This window comes from Citrobacter sp. Cb041 (assembly GCF_030336655.1).
GTDB lineage: Bacteria > Pseudomonadota > Gammaproteobacteria > Enterobacterales > Enterobacteriaceae > Citrobacter > Citrobacter braakii.
In genome coordinates this window covers 694482-709987 of record NZ_JAOWDD010000028.1, presented here as the reverse complement: position 1 = coordinate 709987, position 15506 = coordinate 694482, and the positions used below count along the sequence as shown (strand labels likewise).

At 39.2% G+C, this 15506-nt stretch carries 19 protein-coding genes; 3 read left to right on the top strand and 16 right to left on the bottom strand.

Features of this window, described 5'->3' with window-relative positions:
- Positions 1-275 precede the first annotated feature (275 nt).
- On the top strand, positions 276-902 hold the full coding sequence (locus OGV52_RS05880; RefSeq protein WP_287108225.1) for a glutathione S-transferase family protein: 627 nt from the start codon (positions 276-278) through the stop codon (positions 900-902).
- A 5-nt stretch (positions 903-907) separates the two neighbouring features.
- On the opposite strand, the gene OGV52_RS05875 is transcribed toward OGV52_RS05880, so the two are convergent.
- From OGV52_RS05875 to OGV52_RS05845, 7 genes are all read right to left on the bottom strand, one after another.
- Complete coding sequence (locus OGV52_RS05875) at positions 908-2005, bottom strand: PQQ-dependent sugar dehydrogenase (RefSeq protein ID WP_181598413.1); 1098 nt, start codon at positions 2003-2005, stop codon at positions 908-910.
- A 102-nt stretch (positions 2006-2107) separates the two neighbouring features.
- Positions 2108-2491 (bottom strand): biofilm formation regulator BssR, encoded by a 384-nt coding sequence (bssR, locus tag OGV52_RS05870; RefSeq protein ID WP_235116573.1) that lies wholly within the window; start codon positions 2489-2491, stop codon positions 2108-2110.
- Positions 2492-2822: 331 nt separating this feature from the next.
- A complete protein-coding gene (locus tag OGV52_RS05865) occupies positions 2823-3539 on the bottom strand; it encodes a class I SAM-dependent methyltransferase (protein ID WP_089669716.1) in 717 nt (238 codons plus the stop codon).
- Between the two features lie 197 nt (positions 3540-3736).
- Entirely contained in the window at positions 3737-4027 is a 291-nt protein-coding gene (locus OGV52_RS05860) for a hypothetical protein (RefSeq protein ID WP_089669718.1), read from the bottom strand.
- Entirely contained in the window at positions 4024-4335 is a 312-nt protein-coding gene (locus tag OGV52_RS05855; RefSeq protein WP_089669720.1) for a hypothetical protein, read from the bottom strand. Before OGV52_RS05855 ends, OGV52_RS05860 begins: the two co-directional genes overlap by 4 nt.
- Before the next feature lie 2 nt (positions 4336-4337).
- Entirely contained in the window at positions 4338-4916 is a 579-nt protein-coding gene (locus OGV52_RS05850) for a hypothetical protein (protein ID WP_172811828.1), read from the bottom strand.
- Positions 4913-5344: a GIY-YIG nuclease family protein gene (locus OGV52_RS05845; RefSeq protein ID WP_089669722.1), complete on the bottom strand. Its 432-nt coding sequence runs from the start codon at positions 5342-5344 to the stop codon at positions 4913-4915. Before OGV52_RS05845 ends, OGV52_RS05850 begins: the two co-directional genes overlap by 4 nt.
- A gap of 41 nt (positions 5345-5385) precedes the next feature.
- Between OGV52_RS05845 and OGV52_RS05840 the strand changes: the two genes are divergently transcribed.
- Positions 5386-5838: a glycoside hydrolase family protein gene (locus OGV52_RS05840; RefSeq protein WP_089669724.1), complete on the top strand. Its 453-nt coding sequence runs from the start codon at positions 5386-5388 to the stop codon at positions 5836-5838.
- Positions 5839-5847: 9 nt separating this feature from the next.
- Here OGV52_RS05840 and OGV52_RS05835 read toward each other — a convergent pair whose 3' ends face one another.
- On the bottom strand, positions 5848-6120 hold the full coding sequence (locus OGV52_RS05835; RefSeq protein WP_089669725.1) for a hypothetical protein: 273 nt from the start codon (positions 6118-6120) through the stop codon (positions 5848-5850).
- 78 nt (positions 6121-6198) lie between these two features.
- On the opposite strand from OGV52_RS05835, the gene OGV52_RS05830 reads away from it, so the two are divergent.
- Positions 6199-7167, top strand: coding sequence for a DUF6453 family protein (locus OGV52_RS05830; protein WP_287108222.1), 969 nt, complete (start codon positions 6199-6201; stop codon positions 7165-7167).
- A gap of 23 nt (positions 7168-7190) precedes the next feature.
- On the opposite strand, the gene OGV52_RS05825 is transcribed toward OGV52_RS05830, so the two are convergent.
- The 8 genes from OGV52_RS05825 to OGV52_RS05790 all read right to left on the bottom strand — a co-directional run bounded on the left by OGV52_RS05825 (position 7191) and on the right by OGV52_RS05790 (position 15467).
- Positions 7191-10454, bottom strand: a complete 3264-nt coding sequence (locus OGV52_RS05825; RefSeq protein WP_089669729.1) for a phage tail tip fiber protein — start codon at positions 10452-10454, stop codon at positions 7191-7193.
- A 4-nt stretch (positions 10455-10458) separates the two neighbouring features.
- Entirely contained in the window at positions 10459-10851 is a 393-nt protein-coding gene (locus OGV52_RS05820) for a DUF6950 family protein (RefSeq protein WP_089669731.1), read from the bottom strand.
- Entirely contained in the window at positions 10836-11462 is a 627-nt protein-coding gene (locus tag OGV52_RS05815; RefSeq protein WP_089669734.1) for a DUF2163 domain-containing protein, read from the bottom strand. The genes OGV52_RS05820 and OGV52_RS05815 overlap by 16 nt, the downstream gene beginning before the upstream one ends.
- Positions 11462-12016: a hypothetical protein gene (locus OGV52_RS05810; protein WP_244566467.1), complete on the bottom strand. Its 555-nt coding sequence runs from the start codon at positions 12014-12016 to the stop codon at positions 11462-11464. The genes OGV52_RS05815 and OGV52_RS05810 overlap by 1 nt, the downstream gene beginning before the upstream one ends.
- A 63-nt stretch (positions 12017-12079) precedes the next feature.
- On the bottom strand, positions 12080-14278 hold the full coding sequence (locus tag OGV52_RS05805; RefSeq protein ID WP_089669735.1) for a phage tail tape measure protein: 2199 nt from the start codon (positions 14276-14278) through the stop codon (positions 12080-12082).
- Positions 14265-14621, bottom strand: coding sequence for a hypothetical protein (locus tag OGV52_RS05800; RefSeq protein WP_157903991.1), 357 nt, complete (start codon positions 14619-14621; stop codon positions 14265-14267). The genes OGV52_RS05805 and OGV52_RS05800 overlap by 14 nt, the downstream gene beginning before the upstream one ends.
- Before the next feature lie 32 nt (positions 14622-14653).
- Positions 14654-14953, bottom strand: a complete 300-nt coding sequence (locus OGV52_RS05795; RefSeq protein ID WP_089669739.1) for a hypothetical protein — start codon at positions 14951-14953, stop codon at positions 14654-14656.
- Positions 14954-15011: 58 nt separating this feature from the next.
- Positions 15012-15467 carry a phage tail tube protein gene (locus OGV52_RS05790; protein WP_089669740.1) on the bottom strand — a complete coding sequence of 152 codons (456 nt, stop codon included), beginning with the start codon at positions 15465-15467 and terminating at the stop codon, positions 15012-15014.
- Positions 15468-15506: the final 39 nt, after the last annotated feature.

The window sequence follows — 15506 nt, the reverse complement described above, 5'->3', positions numbered from 1 at the left end:
ACACAAAACCAGCCAGGCGACCCTGGCCAACCCATGCAGAAAAGGTCTGATGGATGACGTGTAAAATAAGTGCGGTGAGTAATAACGCACTAACGAGCTTAAAGAAACCGTAAGTTGGTAAAGTTTTTAAAGTTTATGCAATAACACCGCGCTGCGCTGCTCCTGGCGCGATTTTTTTAGACTTTGTTGCGTAAATATTAGGTTTACCCCACCATGTGGGCTAGTCAGATGGCATCTGCAGCCATAAAGCTGCTCAATTAATTTGCGGGGTTACTATGATTACACTGTGGGGTCGCAATAACTCGACCAACGTAAAAAAAGTATTGTGGACGCTCGAGGAACTGGAACTGCCGTATAACCAAATTCTGGCGGGCGGACAGCATGGCGGTAACCGCGATACCGACTATCTGGCACTCAACCCGAACGGACTGGTCCCGCTGCTACGTGATGATGAAACGGACGTTGTTCTGTGGGAATCCAATACCATTGTCCGCTATCTGGCAGCTCAGTACGGACAAAAGCGTTTGTGGATTGACGCCCCGGCCGCGCGCGCCGTCGGTGAAAAATGGATGGACTGGGCAAACCAGACGCTAAGTCCTGCGCATCGGGTTATCTTGTTTGGCCTGGTCAGAACCCCTGCCGAGAAACGCGATATGGCGGCGATCGAGGCAGGTAGTCAGGTGTGCGATAACCTGTTTGCCATTCTGGATAACGCGCTGGCGGACCAGCCATGGTTCTCCGGGGCTGAATTTGGCACTGCCGATATCGCCGTTGCGCCGTTTATCTATAACCTGTTCAACGTTGGCCTGAGCTGGACCCCGCGCCCACATCTGGAGCACTGGTATCAGCAACTGACCGAACGTCCGGCGTTTCAAAAAGTCGTGATGATCCCGGTCAGCTAACTAAATCAGGGACTCACTTTCAGTAATTCCCCGTCGGACTCGTCGGTTAGTACGTATAAGTACCCGTCTGGTCCGACGCGCACATCACGGATCCGTTGTCCCCTTTCCTGCAACAGACGACCCTCTTCGGTGACGGCATTCCCTTTGACGCTCAGCACGATCACTTCTTTATCTTTCAACGCGCCAATAAATAACTTCTGCCGCCACTGTGGGAAGGTATCGCTATTATAAAAAGCCATTCCGCTGACCGCCGGTGACTTTTCCCAGTAAAAGATGGGTTGCTCTGTTCCAGCAACAATTGGGCCTTTTGCTTCGGGAATTTTAAGACCACTGTAGTTAACGCCCCAGGTCGCAAGCGGCCAGCCGTAGTTTTTCCCTTTCTCGGGGATATTGATTTCATCGCCCCCGCGTGGACCATGCTCATTAAGCCACAGCGTATCGCTCCAGGGATTCATCGCCATCCCCTGCGGGTTGCGGATACCATATGACCAAATCTCTGCCCGCGCTCCTGCCCTCTTCACAAACGGATTATCCGGCGGAATTTTTCCCTCATCGGTCAGTCGTACGACCTTGCCCTGCAGCTTATCCAGATCCTGTGCGGTAGAACGTTGATTGTTTTCACCAAGGCCAATAAACAGATAACCGTTGCCATCAAAAACCATACGTCCGCCAAAATGGTTTCCGCTGGAGAGCTTCGGCTGTTGGCGAAAAATGGTCTGGAACCCTTGCAGATGTTTGAGATCGTCGCTCAGTCGTCCGTAACCAACCGCTGTCCCGGCGTTACCTTCACCGTCAGCTTCAGCAAAGCTAAGCCACACCCGGCGAGATTGTTTAAAATCCGGTGCTAATGCCACATCAAGCAATCCCCCCTGACCATTCGCCCAGACTTTGGGTACGCCGGTCAGCGGGTCGGAAAGCCCCTTCCCTGACTGCCAAAGTCGAAGCTGGCCGCCTTTGAGCGTAATGAGCATGCCGCGATTGTCGGGTAAAAACGCCAGCGACCACGGATGATCGAGTTTCGTTTGCAGCACTTCCACCTCTACCGCGGCGGCATAAGAGGAAAATAGCGCGAGTGGGACAGCACAGAGAAAGAGTCGACGCATAACACCTCCTTAATGGCTCTGCATAAAGCGTAGCCAGCAAGGGGAATTATCCCGCCACATTTACATAATCTTAACGAAAAGGGGGAGCGCCCTCCCCCTGATTCAGACGTGTTCCAGCGTTGAATAAGATTGCAAACACTGGATACTTAGCGTCAGCGTTGTCAGGCAGTTTTCCAGTTTCTCTGCGTTAACGGCGATAAAAGTTGGACAATCGTGATGTCCACTCATAAGACAAACAGCGGCGGCGGCTAACGCCCCTTCAGCACGATGAAGGGCATTCCACTCTTCCTGATCAAGATGCCTACCGTGAAGCTGTGATTGCTCGTGCAATTCGCGATTCAGTGCAAAAAAATTATCACGCAGACGATCGCTCTCGCTGACTGACATGTAGCCTTTCGCTTTTCTCAACAGCAGATAAGCGGCAAGTTCGACACGGGCGTTTATCAATTTGTTGAGAAGATCGGTTCTCAGTCTGTCAACAACCATACTTTGTTCCTCCTCTTTCCAACTATGGTGCAACTTAATAGTATGGTCATTTTTTGAACAAAGTCGTGTCCAGGATCAATCCATCACCGAAAATTAACACAATTTACAAATAATCTTTAATTCCACGCCGGGCGTGGCGACTGATGGTATGAGATTGCGATACAATTTTTATTCAGAACTCTGTAGAATCCGTGCCCTGAATATTCCAATAACTGAACAATTTTTACGCTATGAGCAATGTAACCCACCAGCCGAAAATCGGCTTTGTCTCCCTCGGCTGCCCGAAAAATCAATAAATATATTGTGTTATTTTTTATGCTATCCATTTAACTTATTGATAATCAACTAACACGGATTCGCAAGTTACCTTAGTACCGTTCCATTGGTCACGATAGATTGATGTATCGATGCCCACACCAGGATGTAAGATTAGCCCCGTATCCTTTTCAAATTTGATGTACTTAGCAGACTGTATCGAGCGGTCATAGTATGTATGGCCTGAGTACATAAACCCCGCACTACCCTGTGGAACAATCCATGCCCCATAGCTGGAATACTCCCTTGCCCTGTCAATTATCTTGTACTCAAATTCACTACCCGTATAACGGCCTGTAAACGCCTCTGACGTGTTGATCTTACCGAAAGGAGGATTGCCATAGGCAACACGATAGAAACGGTCTGGTGTGTATTGTAGTGCATCACCAGTGATCCATTCGGCTTGTGGTAGTACACGTTTACCAATAAGTACGTATTCAGGATTCAGTTCTACACATGTGATGTGTGAAGGTTTATTACGTATAAATTGGTAGTAGCTGAGGCGACCAATACCCGCACATAACTCTATACAGTCACCAGTACAGCCAGCATCTAGTATAAAATCCCATGCTAACATTTCGGGAGTGAAGAAAGCACCAGTAGCCCCGATACCATCACCTTTGTAGTTATTAAAAATAAACTCTTTATCATCTTCTGTTAGTTGCCTATCTGAATGTATTAAGTCCATCACTTTTAAATGTTGTTGTGATTCCTTTTTAGTTACTCTTGCCATAAAATACCCTTGTACAGTTGTTGTACGGGTATTTAGGGGGTAAATGAAAAGAATTATTGGTGAATGTATATTTGCTATAATAATACTATCACTAGCATATTGTACTTATAATAGAGATACACCCGGTGGTTATGGTAGGTATGATATGTATTTTGAAGAGTAAAAAATAAAGCCCACGTAGATACATGGGCTTGATATTATCCACCACCTAACATAAGACTAAGCAATGTGAATATTTCACCTAAAGGTAGTGAAAATAGCACAATACCAAAGTAATCAAGTAGTGGTACTAGAATGTAATTCCACGCTATGATAGTTCCGAGAACATAAAACAAGAAATTACGACCACTAAAGCCCTTTTTGATTTCTTCTCTATTTGTCTCGTTATTTTCCTGAGTAGTAACTACAGTCTTATCAATTTCTTTCTCTTGTTTTTTCTGGAAAAAAGATAGACCAGATTTTATTAGTTCTATGATTACACTAATCATTCCATGATTCCTACACAATATGCATGTACTCTTAGACCTTTAACGAACAATTCACCATACCCTAAAACTACCACATCAAAACCCATACCGCGTAATTCCCAACGTAAAGTACTACCAACTTTGATTGGTTTCTTCTTGTCGTAAACTACATTCATATGTTGAGATGAAGTGTAACCACTACTTTTAAGTTCTTTTTTTACTTTCTTATTCAGGAAAATATTATCAATGGGCTTACTATTTGCCATTGGTGTAAACCCATCAAGTGTTATGTATGGTGTGTCATCATTAAAATGTTGTTCAAAGTCCATGCCTAGCCTCTTTTTAATTTAAAGTGTCCTTGTATGCCGCTTATAATCGCAATAGCCCCCTGTTCTGCCTCATTATAAAAGTCATATACGAGCTTGCGTTTTTTACTTTCGCGTACACCAATTATCCTCTTTGTTTTATCTTTAGTGTCTTTTTTAGTAGTATCGATTAAGTACTTCTTACCATTCTGTACTACCGTCTTATATTTACCCTTTGCTAAACCACTTTTTAATTGTGAAATGTTCCCCTGTTTAGTCATCTTTGCCGCACTGGTAGGTACAAATTTATTAATATGGGAAGGTTTTACAATTACATCATATAAGTACTTGGCCTGAATATCCTTAATCATGATAGTACAGGTAACACTAGTACCACTCTTTCCATAAAAGAATAGTACCGCACTATTAGTAAATGGAACTGGACCCTTATCTATTGCCGCCGACATATCGGCCTGTATTTGTCTTGATAATGTACGGGAACGGGAAATTAATTCATCCTGAAATTGATTACCATACTTTTTACCTTCCGAGTTTAGAAAACCCTTTGCACTGGTTAGCCCACTGATTTTAGTTTTTACTTTCATCTTAACCACCCTTCAATAGTCTGTATGATTCCTCTAAGTTTTCTCTTATTGGTTCCAGTTGGGATACGGCATTTACTCATCATCGCCATATTCAATATGTTTTCATCAAGTGAATGAGTGAGAATTAAAAAAGACTCTACATAGTTTGCTTCTGTCATTGTTTCAAATCCCCATAAGATAGTACGGGTATAGTTCATTCCTGAGTCGATCATCTTCTGTACTTTCTTGGAACTAGAACGATAATCACGCCACCCATTTTCTTTTTCACTTCCCTTAAGTTTGGTTGAATCCTTAACCCCTTTCCATATCTGTTTAACCCCCAAATAAAATGTACCATCATCAAATTGGAACATGTAAACAAAACCAACCGAACTACCATCTAACAAATCATTTTCAGTCCAGTCTGGTGAATATAACCAATCATTCATAAATACCTCATAAATTATTATTCTTATGAGGTATTTATTGAATGGATTTAAAACAACGATTAATTAATTATGAAGGTACAAAAGAGTACCAAATAACACGTGGATACTTTAAACAAGGTAAATTCTGGATGTATGCAGATACGGAAGGATACGACACTATTGGTTATGGACATAAAGTACTACCAAGTGAACAAGAAAAATTCAAATCAGGTATTACCCCATTAGATGCCGATCTATTATTGGCATGGGATATTGACCGTACTAAGAAAGATGTAAAAACACTTGGTCTAGTACTCCCGAAAGATTGGGAAGATTTCATGGTGATTATGGTATTCCAGTTAGGGCTAGCAGGTACTAAGAAATTCAAAAAGATGATTGCAGCACTAAAAGTACAGGATTATAAGGAAGCAATTAGACAAGCTAAAGATTCCCTATGGTATAGACAGACACCAAATCGTTTAAATGATATGGTTAATCAATTAACTAACAAATAAAAGGGGGCATTATGCCCCCTTAGTTTTTTCAAGAATTGCAAGAATACGCTCAACTTTTAAATCTAATTGGTGAATTTGTGATTGTAATTCCTGTAGACTGTCGTCTAATTCTCCCTGTTTTTTCTCTAATCTTTCCATATCCACTTTATTGTGTTCTGTATATGATTCAAGTTTAGTAAGACGTGATGCTAACTTATCTATATCATCCCCTTTATCTCTAAAGATATTCCATAGCAATGCACCACCCGCAAAGATAACAGCAAAAATGCTTTCCCAACCCATATTATATTCCTTATTTGCTATTATTATTATTGTAATTATATTTATAAATATTATAACTAATTGAGCGAGGGATTATAAATGGCTGAAGGAATTTTAATTGATTATAATGATGGTAGACAACCAATGCATATTACAGCGGGACTACGTGCACCTGCATATTGCGGGACACTAACACAAAGCAATCGAGGTAATACCGATAGATTCGGTAATGGTAGTATTACATTTCCTGCCCCTAGTAATGTAGGATCACAAGTAATATTCATCCCAACTAATCCTGTCAGTGTTGTACAAGTAACTAGTTTACCAGAAATTTACTATATTACATCCGTTGCACGTAATGACTATTCTAACATGGTCGTATCATTTGGTAATAAAGGTGGACAAGGTTCACGTAGTATTGCATTTGATGGTTTAGCTTTTGAAGTACTTCCGGCTGCTTCTTATAATGAAGGTTTGCTAGTTGCAGATTCAACTAATTTTACCGCTATATCTAACGTTGGTACAATATTAACATGTGCATGGTCTGGTAATATGTACGTTAACGGTCAGGCTTCAATTCCAGTAGGTGGAATACCATTTTGTAAGTGGGATAACCCAAACGTTTCCGTAGGCTTTGACGGTACTAATTTAATAGTACGTGATATAAATTATACAGGACGTGATGATGTAGCAGGGGCTGTATCAATCGATGTAGTTGTATTCAACCAAACACCACCCGTACCGGGGGAAGGTATTACAATGTATAACCCTGCGGGACAATGTACATTTTCAACCACTAAAAAACCTTTCTTATTTGATAGTACAATAACAATTAGTGATTCAAATCAATACATAGGTAATAAGTACATTAACGTTTGCTATACAGGTACACAAGTACGTATGGTAGGTGGTTTTGGTAATGCACGATATAAAGGTTTAGTACGTTCTGGTGGATATGTACGTTCCGCATACAATAAAGTATTTGGTGGTACTCCTTCCAATGGTTGGGACGCCTCATATAACATGAATATCAATATGCCGATGATACTATTACCGGATTCATATTAAGGGGGCAATTGCCCCCTTTTCTATTACCAACGTCCAACGACTACACGCCCCCCATTAGATAACGGGACGGTAATTCCATTACCATTAATAACTACCCCACCATTACCATTTAGACCAAAGTTACCTGAATCCGCATAAATCCCACCACGAAAATAGCCGTTATAGAACAATGCTGTACCATCTTTCCCAATATACCACCCTGAAGAGTTCCATTGATAGTTATTGCTATAGATCTCATTACCTATCTTTAAGTTTGTTATTGAGCCATCAACAATTTTAGCTGAGTTAACTGACAGGTCGGCAATTTTAGAATTGGTAACTGACAAATCACCTATATATGCTGTACCGATACTTCCCTGTTGGATCATTGCCGTCTTAATATAAGTACTTCCATTTATAATTGAAAATGGTGCTGTACCGCCTACAGTGGCTGTATCAGTTCCAGATACAATAAATTTATTTGCCGCAAAATATATTGCCGAATTATTACTAGTTCCTTCACTTGCCACTAAACGCATACCAGCTACCGTACCACCTGCATTAACAGATAAAGTATATTGTGCATCTACTGTAGATTTATCGGCCTTAGTAACCATTTGTTGGTTTACACTTGCAATATTTCCATCAACTTCACTTTTCAATTGTGTAATTTGTTGTGTAGTTGCCGTGTTATTATCAACAATAGTTTGATTCATTTCGGTAATCTTGGCACTAATATCATTATCAATTTTATTTTGAAGTACACCAATCTGTGTATTAGTATATTCACTACTTTCATTTACTGCATTACTCAATGTATCATCTAAACGTTTATCAAGATCTAGAATACCATTAATTTCATTCGCATCTTCCTGTGTGAATTGATACTTGGAATTGATTGAAATAGTCTGCTCTGGAGTATAGATTATATTGTCTTGTCCAAAGATATCAAAAAAACCAATTTTTACTTTATATTCACCATCCGTAATATTAGGTACAGAATCGAATTCCGGTTTATTACTAATGTAAACTCTGGTTTGAGTACCTGAGATCATGGAAATTACACAACCTGCATAATCACGTTCATTAGATGGAGTCCATGAACAAAATAAATTACCAAATCCACCACCAATTGTTAAACCCTGTGCCTGTTTACATTGTTTGTTTTCAACGGTAATTTTCACTTCCTGTGAGTATGTACCCGAATTATAACCCTGAGCAATAATACCAATTGTTGGTTTACGTACCTTAGATTCATTCAATGCTAGTGTGTAATTGAAGAAACTCTCTTGAGTATAGAAAGTTTTAATTAATGAATTACCATTATAGATGTTAATAACATAATACCTAAAATAATCACTGAATGATCTACCATTCACTGGTAAATTCTTCTGGTTATCCCAACGTATATTAAAATCACCCGAATCTGTGACGTATACGGATTCGGTACTATTGGCAAGAATAACACCAGTAACTGCGGGTAATGTGAAATTAAATTCAGGCTTGATACCTTCTAACGTTAATTTAGCACTACGACGGTTAAGGATGTTATATGCTTCTACGGAAAAGTCATAGTTTTGACTTTCATCTAAACCGTATATATCGAATTCCGTAGACATTACTGAAGTAGATCCGGCATACGTCCATGTATTAGTACTAGATAATTTATAGTACACATAATATCCACGTAAATTGGGATCGGGGCTTGCATCCCAATCAACCGTTACTACGTTACCCGTAGTAATTGTACCTTTACGGAATACCTGTAGATTTACTGGCGGTAGTACAGTTAGTACATTACCTGCACCACCCGAAATTGTTCCCGCTGGAGGGAATACCAATGAATCATCACCATCAAATATTGCATCTGGATATTCAACCGCCGAAATCTGACAATAGCCCACGTTCTTTTGATCGGTCGCTACTGACTTGGTTAGTACTTTGAATTTTCCATTAATACCCAATTCACTATTCTTAACAGTAATTGAATCCCACACTTTTAAATCCCACGCTTCCCCTGTGGTAAATTGGATTGTTTTAAGGGCAAATCGTGCCTTGCGTAATTCACTATTCGCAAGTAGATTTACTGCACGCTCCGAATAAATCCAGGAAAAATCACGGCTTAGGGGGATTACTTGACCATCTGACTTAATAACATCATCTGTACTAATATCTGATGGAATACGTATTACATCCGTTGAGTAGTTATTCTTAACACTAGTAAACTGACAATCTAGAACATTATAATAGTCCTGATTACCGGATGTGATTACTTTCAAATCACCAACCATATTTGATTCATCAAATGATTGTACCGATAATGTTTTACGATCAACCGTGATGCAAATTTGTCCACCATGTACATATGTTATACCTCCAAATGTTTGGAGAATGTTTTCAATATTCTTTTTATATGTATCCTGATAGCTAATTGCACCATTCGAGTATAGACCAACTGAATTGCAATATGCTGCTGACTCTTCGAATGACTCAATATTAATTAATTGTGGATCTAATCCCATACCATAGATAGAATTAGTTAGGTAGTCATAAATCTGGCTTACAGGGCATGAAGTGGCAAAGGTAGTACCTGTATAGAAATCATAGATTTTTTGACCTTTTAACTCAACATTCATTGTGAAATTATCATTTGTTAAAATATTATCTTCTAATGATTGTTGAGTCTTTTTAATTACTGCATAGACTGCTACAACACCCTTACCATAAAAGTTATCTTTCCATTTCTCCCCCGCATATGTTTTTGCAAGAGATGAAGTTGAATTATAGTCACCACCAAAACGCACTTCCAATTGAAGGTATGGTCGAAACTTAGATGAAATAATATTATTACCTACAATACCATCCTGTGTAATGGGTGCATCAAGTACAGGAACGTTATCAAAATAGATTTGCTCTATATAGGGTTCTACACCCGACATAGCAACTACCTGTGAAGAAAAGAAGTATTGTGATTCATTGTCTTTAACTGCATACCAGTTATTGATAGTACCAGTTAGTACGAATGATCCTTGATGCTTATCATCCTTATGTGGAAATTGACCACCATATATTACAGGCAACCCCGTTGCAGGGGATGTACTACGGCTTAAAGTATCCGTTACATCCCCATATCCCTGTGCACCAATTTGTGAAAGCATACTTGTTGCTACGAGTGATACAGCCCCTGCCGCTGCACCATAACCAATTGCCGCTAATGCCGTACCACCTGAAAAGTACACCGCAACCGCTACTACTACCGCTGTTAGGATTGCCCCAAAAAAATTACCAATGCCGCCACCGCCGCCCATAGTTTTATTTCCTTATTCTATAATAGTCCCCATCCTTTCTACGTGGAACTATATTAAATTCTGTATGTTCTTTATTTACCCCCAATAGACGACCGGAAACGACTATTGCCACGGTATGGGGGTTATCTGGATCTACCCAAATATCACCATCGATTGTGTATTTAACTTTATCTGAATGTTGTTTGATAATATCTGCTGTGCTTTCAAAACCCAATTCTTTTAGATTCTTAATACCACTTATAAGACTGTCATAGTCTGCTTTAGTTTCCCAATCTGTACCAGCAATACAATCAAGTACTCTAATTGCAACAATATTACAATCATTAGTACCGTAACTATAGGGGTTATTTAATGCATCTTGGCATATTTCATAAACTTTACTTATTTGTAACGCCATACTTGATCCTCTTTATTAACCTGCCCTAGTAGTGACATAATCGCGTCATTTGGGTAATAACTCTGATAGACTGAATTACTTGCTAATGTTTTTGGAGTTAAGTCTAAACGTTGGTATACACTATTCACGGTAACTTTCATTTCGTTAATCTCACTAAATGGGTTCACGGTACATTCAAAGTTTTCAATGAATCCTGAAAACATTCTTTGTTGATAGATAGGAGTAGAATCATATGGGTTCAAAATGACAAGGGAAATATTTAACTTTGCCTTATCTAGTTGTCCTGACATTGCCATGATTCTTGTGGCGTTATCCACATTGGAAACTGTAAAATCAATCGTATCATTACTAATTCCCTTTTCTTCACTGAATGAAGGTAATGAATCCTGTACTAAATCGGGAAAGGGTTCATATAAAACACCATTTAGGGAAAGTTGCGTGAATCCATCATTCCAATATATGGCGTTAACTGAACGTGGTAACAAATCAAATGTAGTAACGTGAATACCCATTGACATTAAATCACTAATTGATAAACGTGTTAGTGTTTCACCGCGTAGTAATTCCCAATATTTTAATAATGCGGGATTAGTTAGAATTGAATCATCCATTATCTTAGGTACTCCGTAGCGTTGAATTGAATTGTTGAAACACTTTGAATAGCCATATCAAAAGTTTGATCAACATCTAGTGTTGCGGTGATAGACAGGTTGTTATAAATCACTGATTCACCCATGCCTACATTATTTCTAAGCTGTGGGAAAATGGTTAATTGTGTACCTGTAGTTTCAACAATCTGATATAGCTTTTTGTGATTACTGAACTGTACTAAATCACCCACACGTAATGTATTTTGTGTTGTTGGAATGATCATTGATCCCTTAGCAACTGCCCCCGCTGCGGTAATCGCTCCAGATTCTGTACCCGTATATGTTCCAGCTCTACCCAATGGTACGTTAAATGGCTTTCCTTGCTGATACTCGGCAATAAATGCCTGTACTTCATGTCTATCTTTCATTTCAAAAGATAGATTGAATTTAATGGTATAGTATTGAATGCCCGCACTACGGCGTAGTTCTTCCCCTGTCCATGCACGTTGTGAGTATTGGGGCATAGTACTTGATAGTGTAACTTCATTAACTTTAATATTACTTGAAAAATTCATTTTAGATTCCTTCTAATTATTCTCCTGTATTTATAAAGAAAGGGGGCAATATGCCCCCCCCTCTTATGTATTACGTTTTTGGCTACTTCTAACGGCCTGTGCGACGTTGTTTTGGTTTTTCTGTAACATCTTATTCCATGTTTCGGGATCGTCTACGTTCCCTTTTACGATTAGTGGTGAATAGATTGTTACTTCACCACCACCAGAATATGAACCATTATTCCCCTTTTGTTCATCGAGGAACTTAATTAGATCCTGGTTGGCGGCTGGCTGTACTACACGCTCACCCGCTTTAAGTAGGAATGATTTATTATCATAGTTAGATGGTAATTCATCGACACCGCCGTGGAATTGCCCAGATCCTGCACCAGTTGCTGTACTAATAATACTCATACCCATTGCCGCTATTTGTGCATATGCAGGAATGTTTTGTGGAAAACCTAATGCTAATGCTCCCGCTAATGCTTCTTGGATCTTCATAATAGTCATACTAATAGTTAAACCCTTCTGAACGGCAAAGAATGCCTGTGCCGCACCGGAGGATTGACCAAAAGCCGCCGCCATCCCTTGTCCAATTTGACCCATTGAATCTTCCATACTTTGCATTATTTGCATAGTTTCCTGTTGTTGGATCTGTACGGCCTGTGCCGCATACTTAGCAGTAATTTCAGATTTACGGCGTTCAAAATCTTCATGACCTTTTAGTAGTAATTCATTTTGTTGCAATTCAAGATTCATTGCTTCCGTATTACTATCTAATTGACGTTGAGTATTAGCGTTTTGACCTAATCCCTGTGCTTGTTGATCTGCAAGATAATTCTTTTGGTTTTGATTTAATGAACCACTTTGTAGGAGTCCAATATTATTTTTCATCGATTGGTTTGGATCTTGATAACCAATCATTTGATTAACCATATCGGTACGCTTGCTTGCTGCACTTGCTTGCTGATCAAGTAATAGCTTGTTTAAATCACCCTGAGACAATCCAAGAGTTTTGGCACTGTCTTTAATCTTCTGTACTAACTCTTTTTGTTGGCGGTCAAACATGGCTAATTGACGTTCATTAGTACCAACTACCATATCGGTAATGGCTGCATCCAATGTCTTTTGTGCATTTAAACGTTCTGTAGCTGCTCTTTTCTGGGCTGCTGCGGCCTTTGCTGCGTCTGCGTCACGTGCTTTTTGAAGTTTATCGGCTTCGTTCTTGGCTTCGTCCTGCTCGCGTTTCTTCTGTTTCTCTTTTAACTTATCTTGGCCTTTACCCGCATCTACGGCGGCCTGTAGATCACCCTGAAGCGAACTGATAGAGTTTAGAAGTGTGTCCCTTGCCTGGCTTGTTACTTCAGTAGCTGATACATCGAATTGATCACGTAGAAACTCTGGTATTGCACCATCACCGCCAAAGAAAAAGTTTTTAAATCCACCCTTCATTAGTTCAACTAACTTTGTTTTATCCCAATCTTTATTAAACCATCCAAATAATGTATTCAGTTCTTCAATTGTTGGAGTAATAAACTCATATAAAAAAAATTGTCCAGTAGTGGTTAAGTCATTTAAGTTTTTATCGAACTGTTCGAATGCTCTTGCACTTTCATTAGTAATAGCAATTGTTTCACTATGGATCTTATTCCATGCTTCACTTGCATTTGCTGATTGTTCTAGTACTTCACCCATACGGGACGCATCACTAGCAACTGATTCAAGTAAGAATTTAGTTTCAGCTACTGATGCACCTGCCGCTTTAAGATCATAGAACATTTGTATGACTGCTTTAACACCACCATCTTTTTGTATCATGTAATTGATATAGTTATTAACATCAAGCCCGACACTTTTTAGATCATCTGCGATAGTACCGCCATTGGCTATTGCATCGCCCATCTTATCTAATGAATCTTGGTTAATGTCGGCAAATTTATCAACGGATAGACCTGTACTATAAAATGCCCTCTGTAGCTGCTGTAAAGTTTCTACTGACATTCCCGACTGTTTTGATATTTGGTTTAGTTCTCTTACTGCGTCATTTAGCTTTAATACAAGCCCCCCAAGTGCCGTTACTGCAAGACCAGCACCAGTAGCTACACCAGTTAGCCCCATTGACATAGACCCAAATGCACCGCCAACATCACGTGATAAGCCACCAAGACCACCACCAATATTTTTACCAAATAAATCAAGTTTCTTTTCTGCGGTATTAAGTGACTTTTCTAGTCCTGTACTATCACCAACAATTTCAACTTTTATTTTTTTATTTTCTGCCATTACTTTTCCCTTTCATCATGGCTTGGGCTTTAATCGCTTCACCTAGTTTATTGAATTCCGATTCTTGCCTTTGCTTGTTTATTCTAGTAATACGCTCTTTACTTGTTTCTCGGTCATCCAGTAAACCTAAAAAGTCGTAATCTTTATACTTGATTTTCTTTGCAAGTTCTTTAGTCATTCCTGGAGTATTCATTGTCATTGTGTGGCATAGATGGGAATAATACAGCATATCCATTTTAGATCCTGACGGTTCTATAAACTGATCAAATATAACTAATGCCTCAAATAAATCAGGATCTAAATCTTCAAATTCGGCGGGGGATAAACCACGCTTATTAATCATTTTTAGGTAATAGCGTAAGTCTGGAGACTCGATTACTTTTTTTCTACTTCATCAACTTTATCCATTTCAGTGACAAGTTTTAGAATTGCACCATATAGTTCATTCTGATATTGAAAATCAATGGATGTTACATTAATACGTCCATCAATATCTTCACTTGCAAAAATTGGATCACCATTTTCATCTTTCACACAATAGATTAGTGTGTTTTCAACATTATCACATTTTGAAAAATCACGTGCACTTGGACGGTGAATATATACAGTTTCGCCCTCTAGGTTATGTTCATATAGTTTTGGTTTTAGTTTGTTTTTTAGTTTTTCAATGTTCATTTTGTTTCCTTAAGGTAATAAAAAAGGTGATAACAACTGCTATCACCCTTATTTAGTATTATTCGCCAATTAGACCTGATTCAATTGCTTCACCATCAACTGCAAGAGTAAATGATTTTGTAACTACCTGATCCTTATCGCCATCAATGGTAGTTGAGGAAACAAAGCAAGTATAAACTACGTAGAACCCTGCGGTTTTCGCGGCATCTGTGAAGTACTCTAATTTTACTTGGCAACGTTTTTGCTCATCTGCAAGAGTTTCTAGTTTCTGATGTACCGCATTATCTGGTAGATAGTTAACCTGTAGATCAATGTCGGGAATAGATTTAGTACCAAGTAGTTTACGATTATATGCACTGTTAAAAGTAACTACATCAATAACTACTGATTCAAAACCACTTGTAGTAAATGATGCAACTTCTGGTACTACTTGAAAATCAGTTGCAAGTACTTTACCCGCACTTGTACCAATTGACACGGTAATATTAGCACCGCTGAAAATATCCATAGCCATTATTTTATATCCTTATATAAGTTATGATTGGGGTAACTT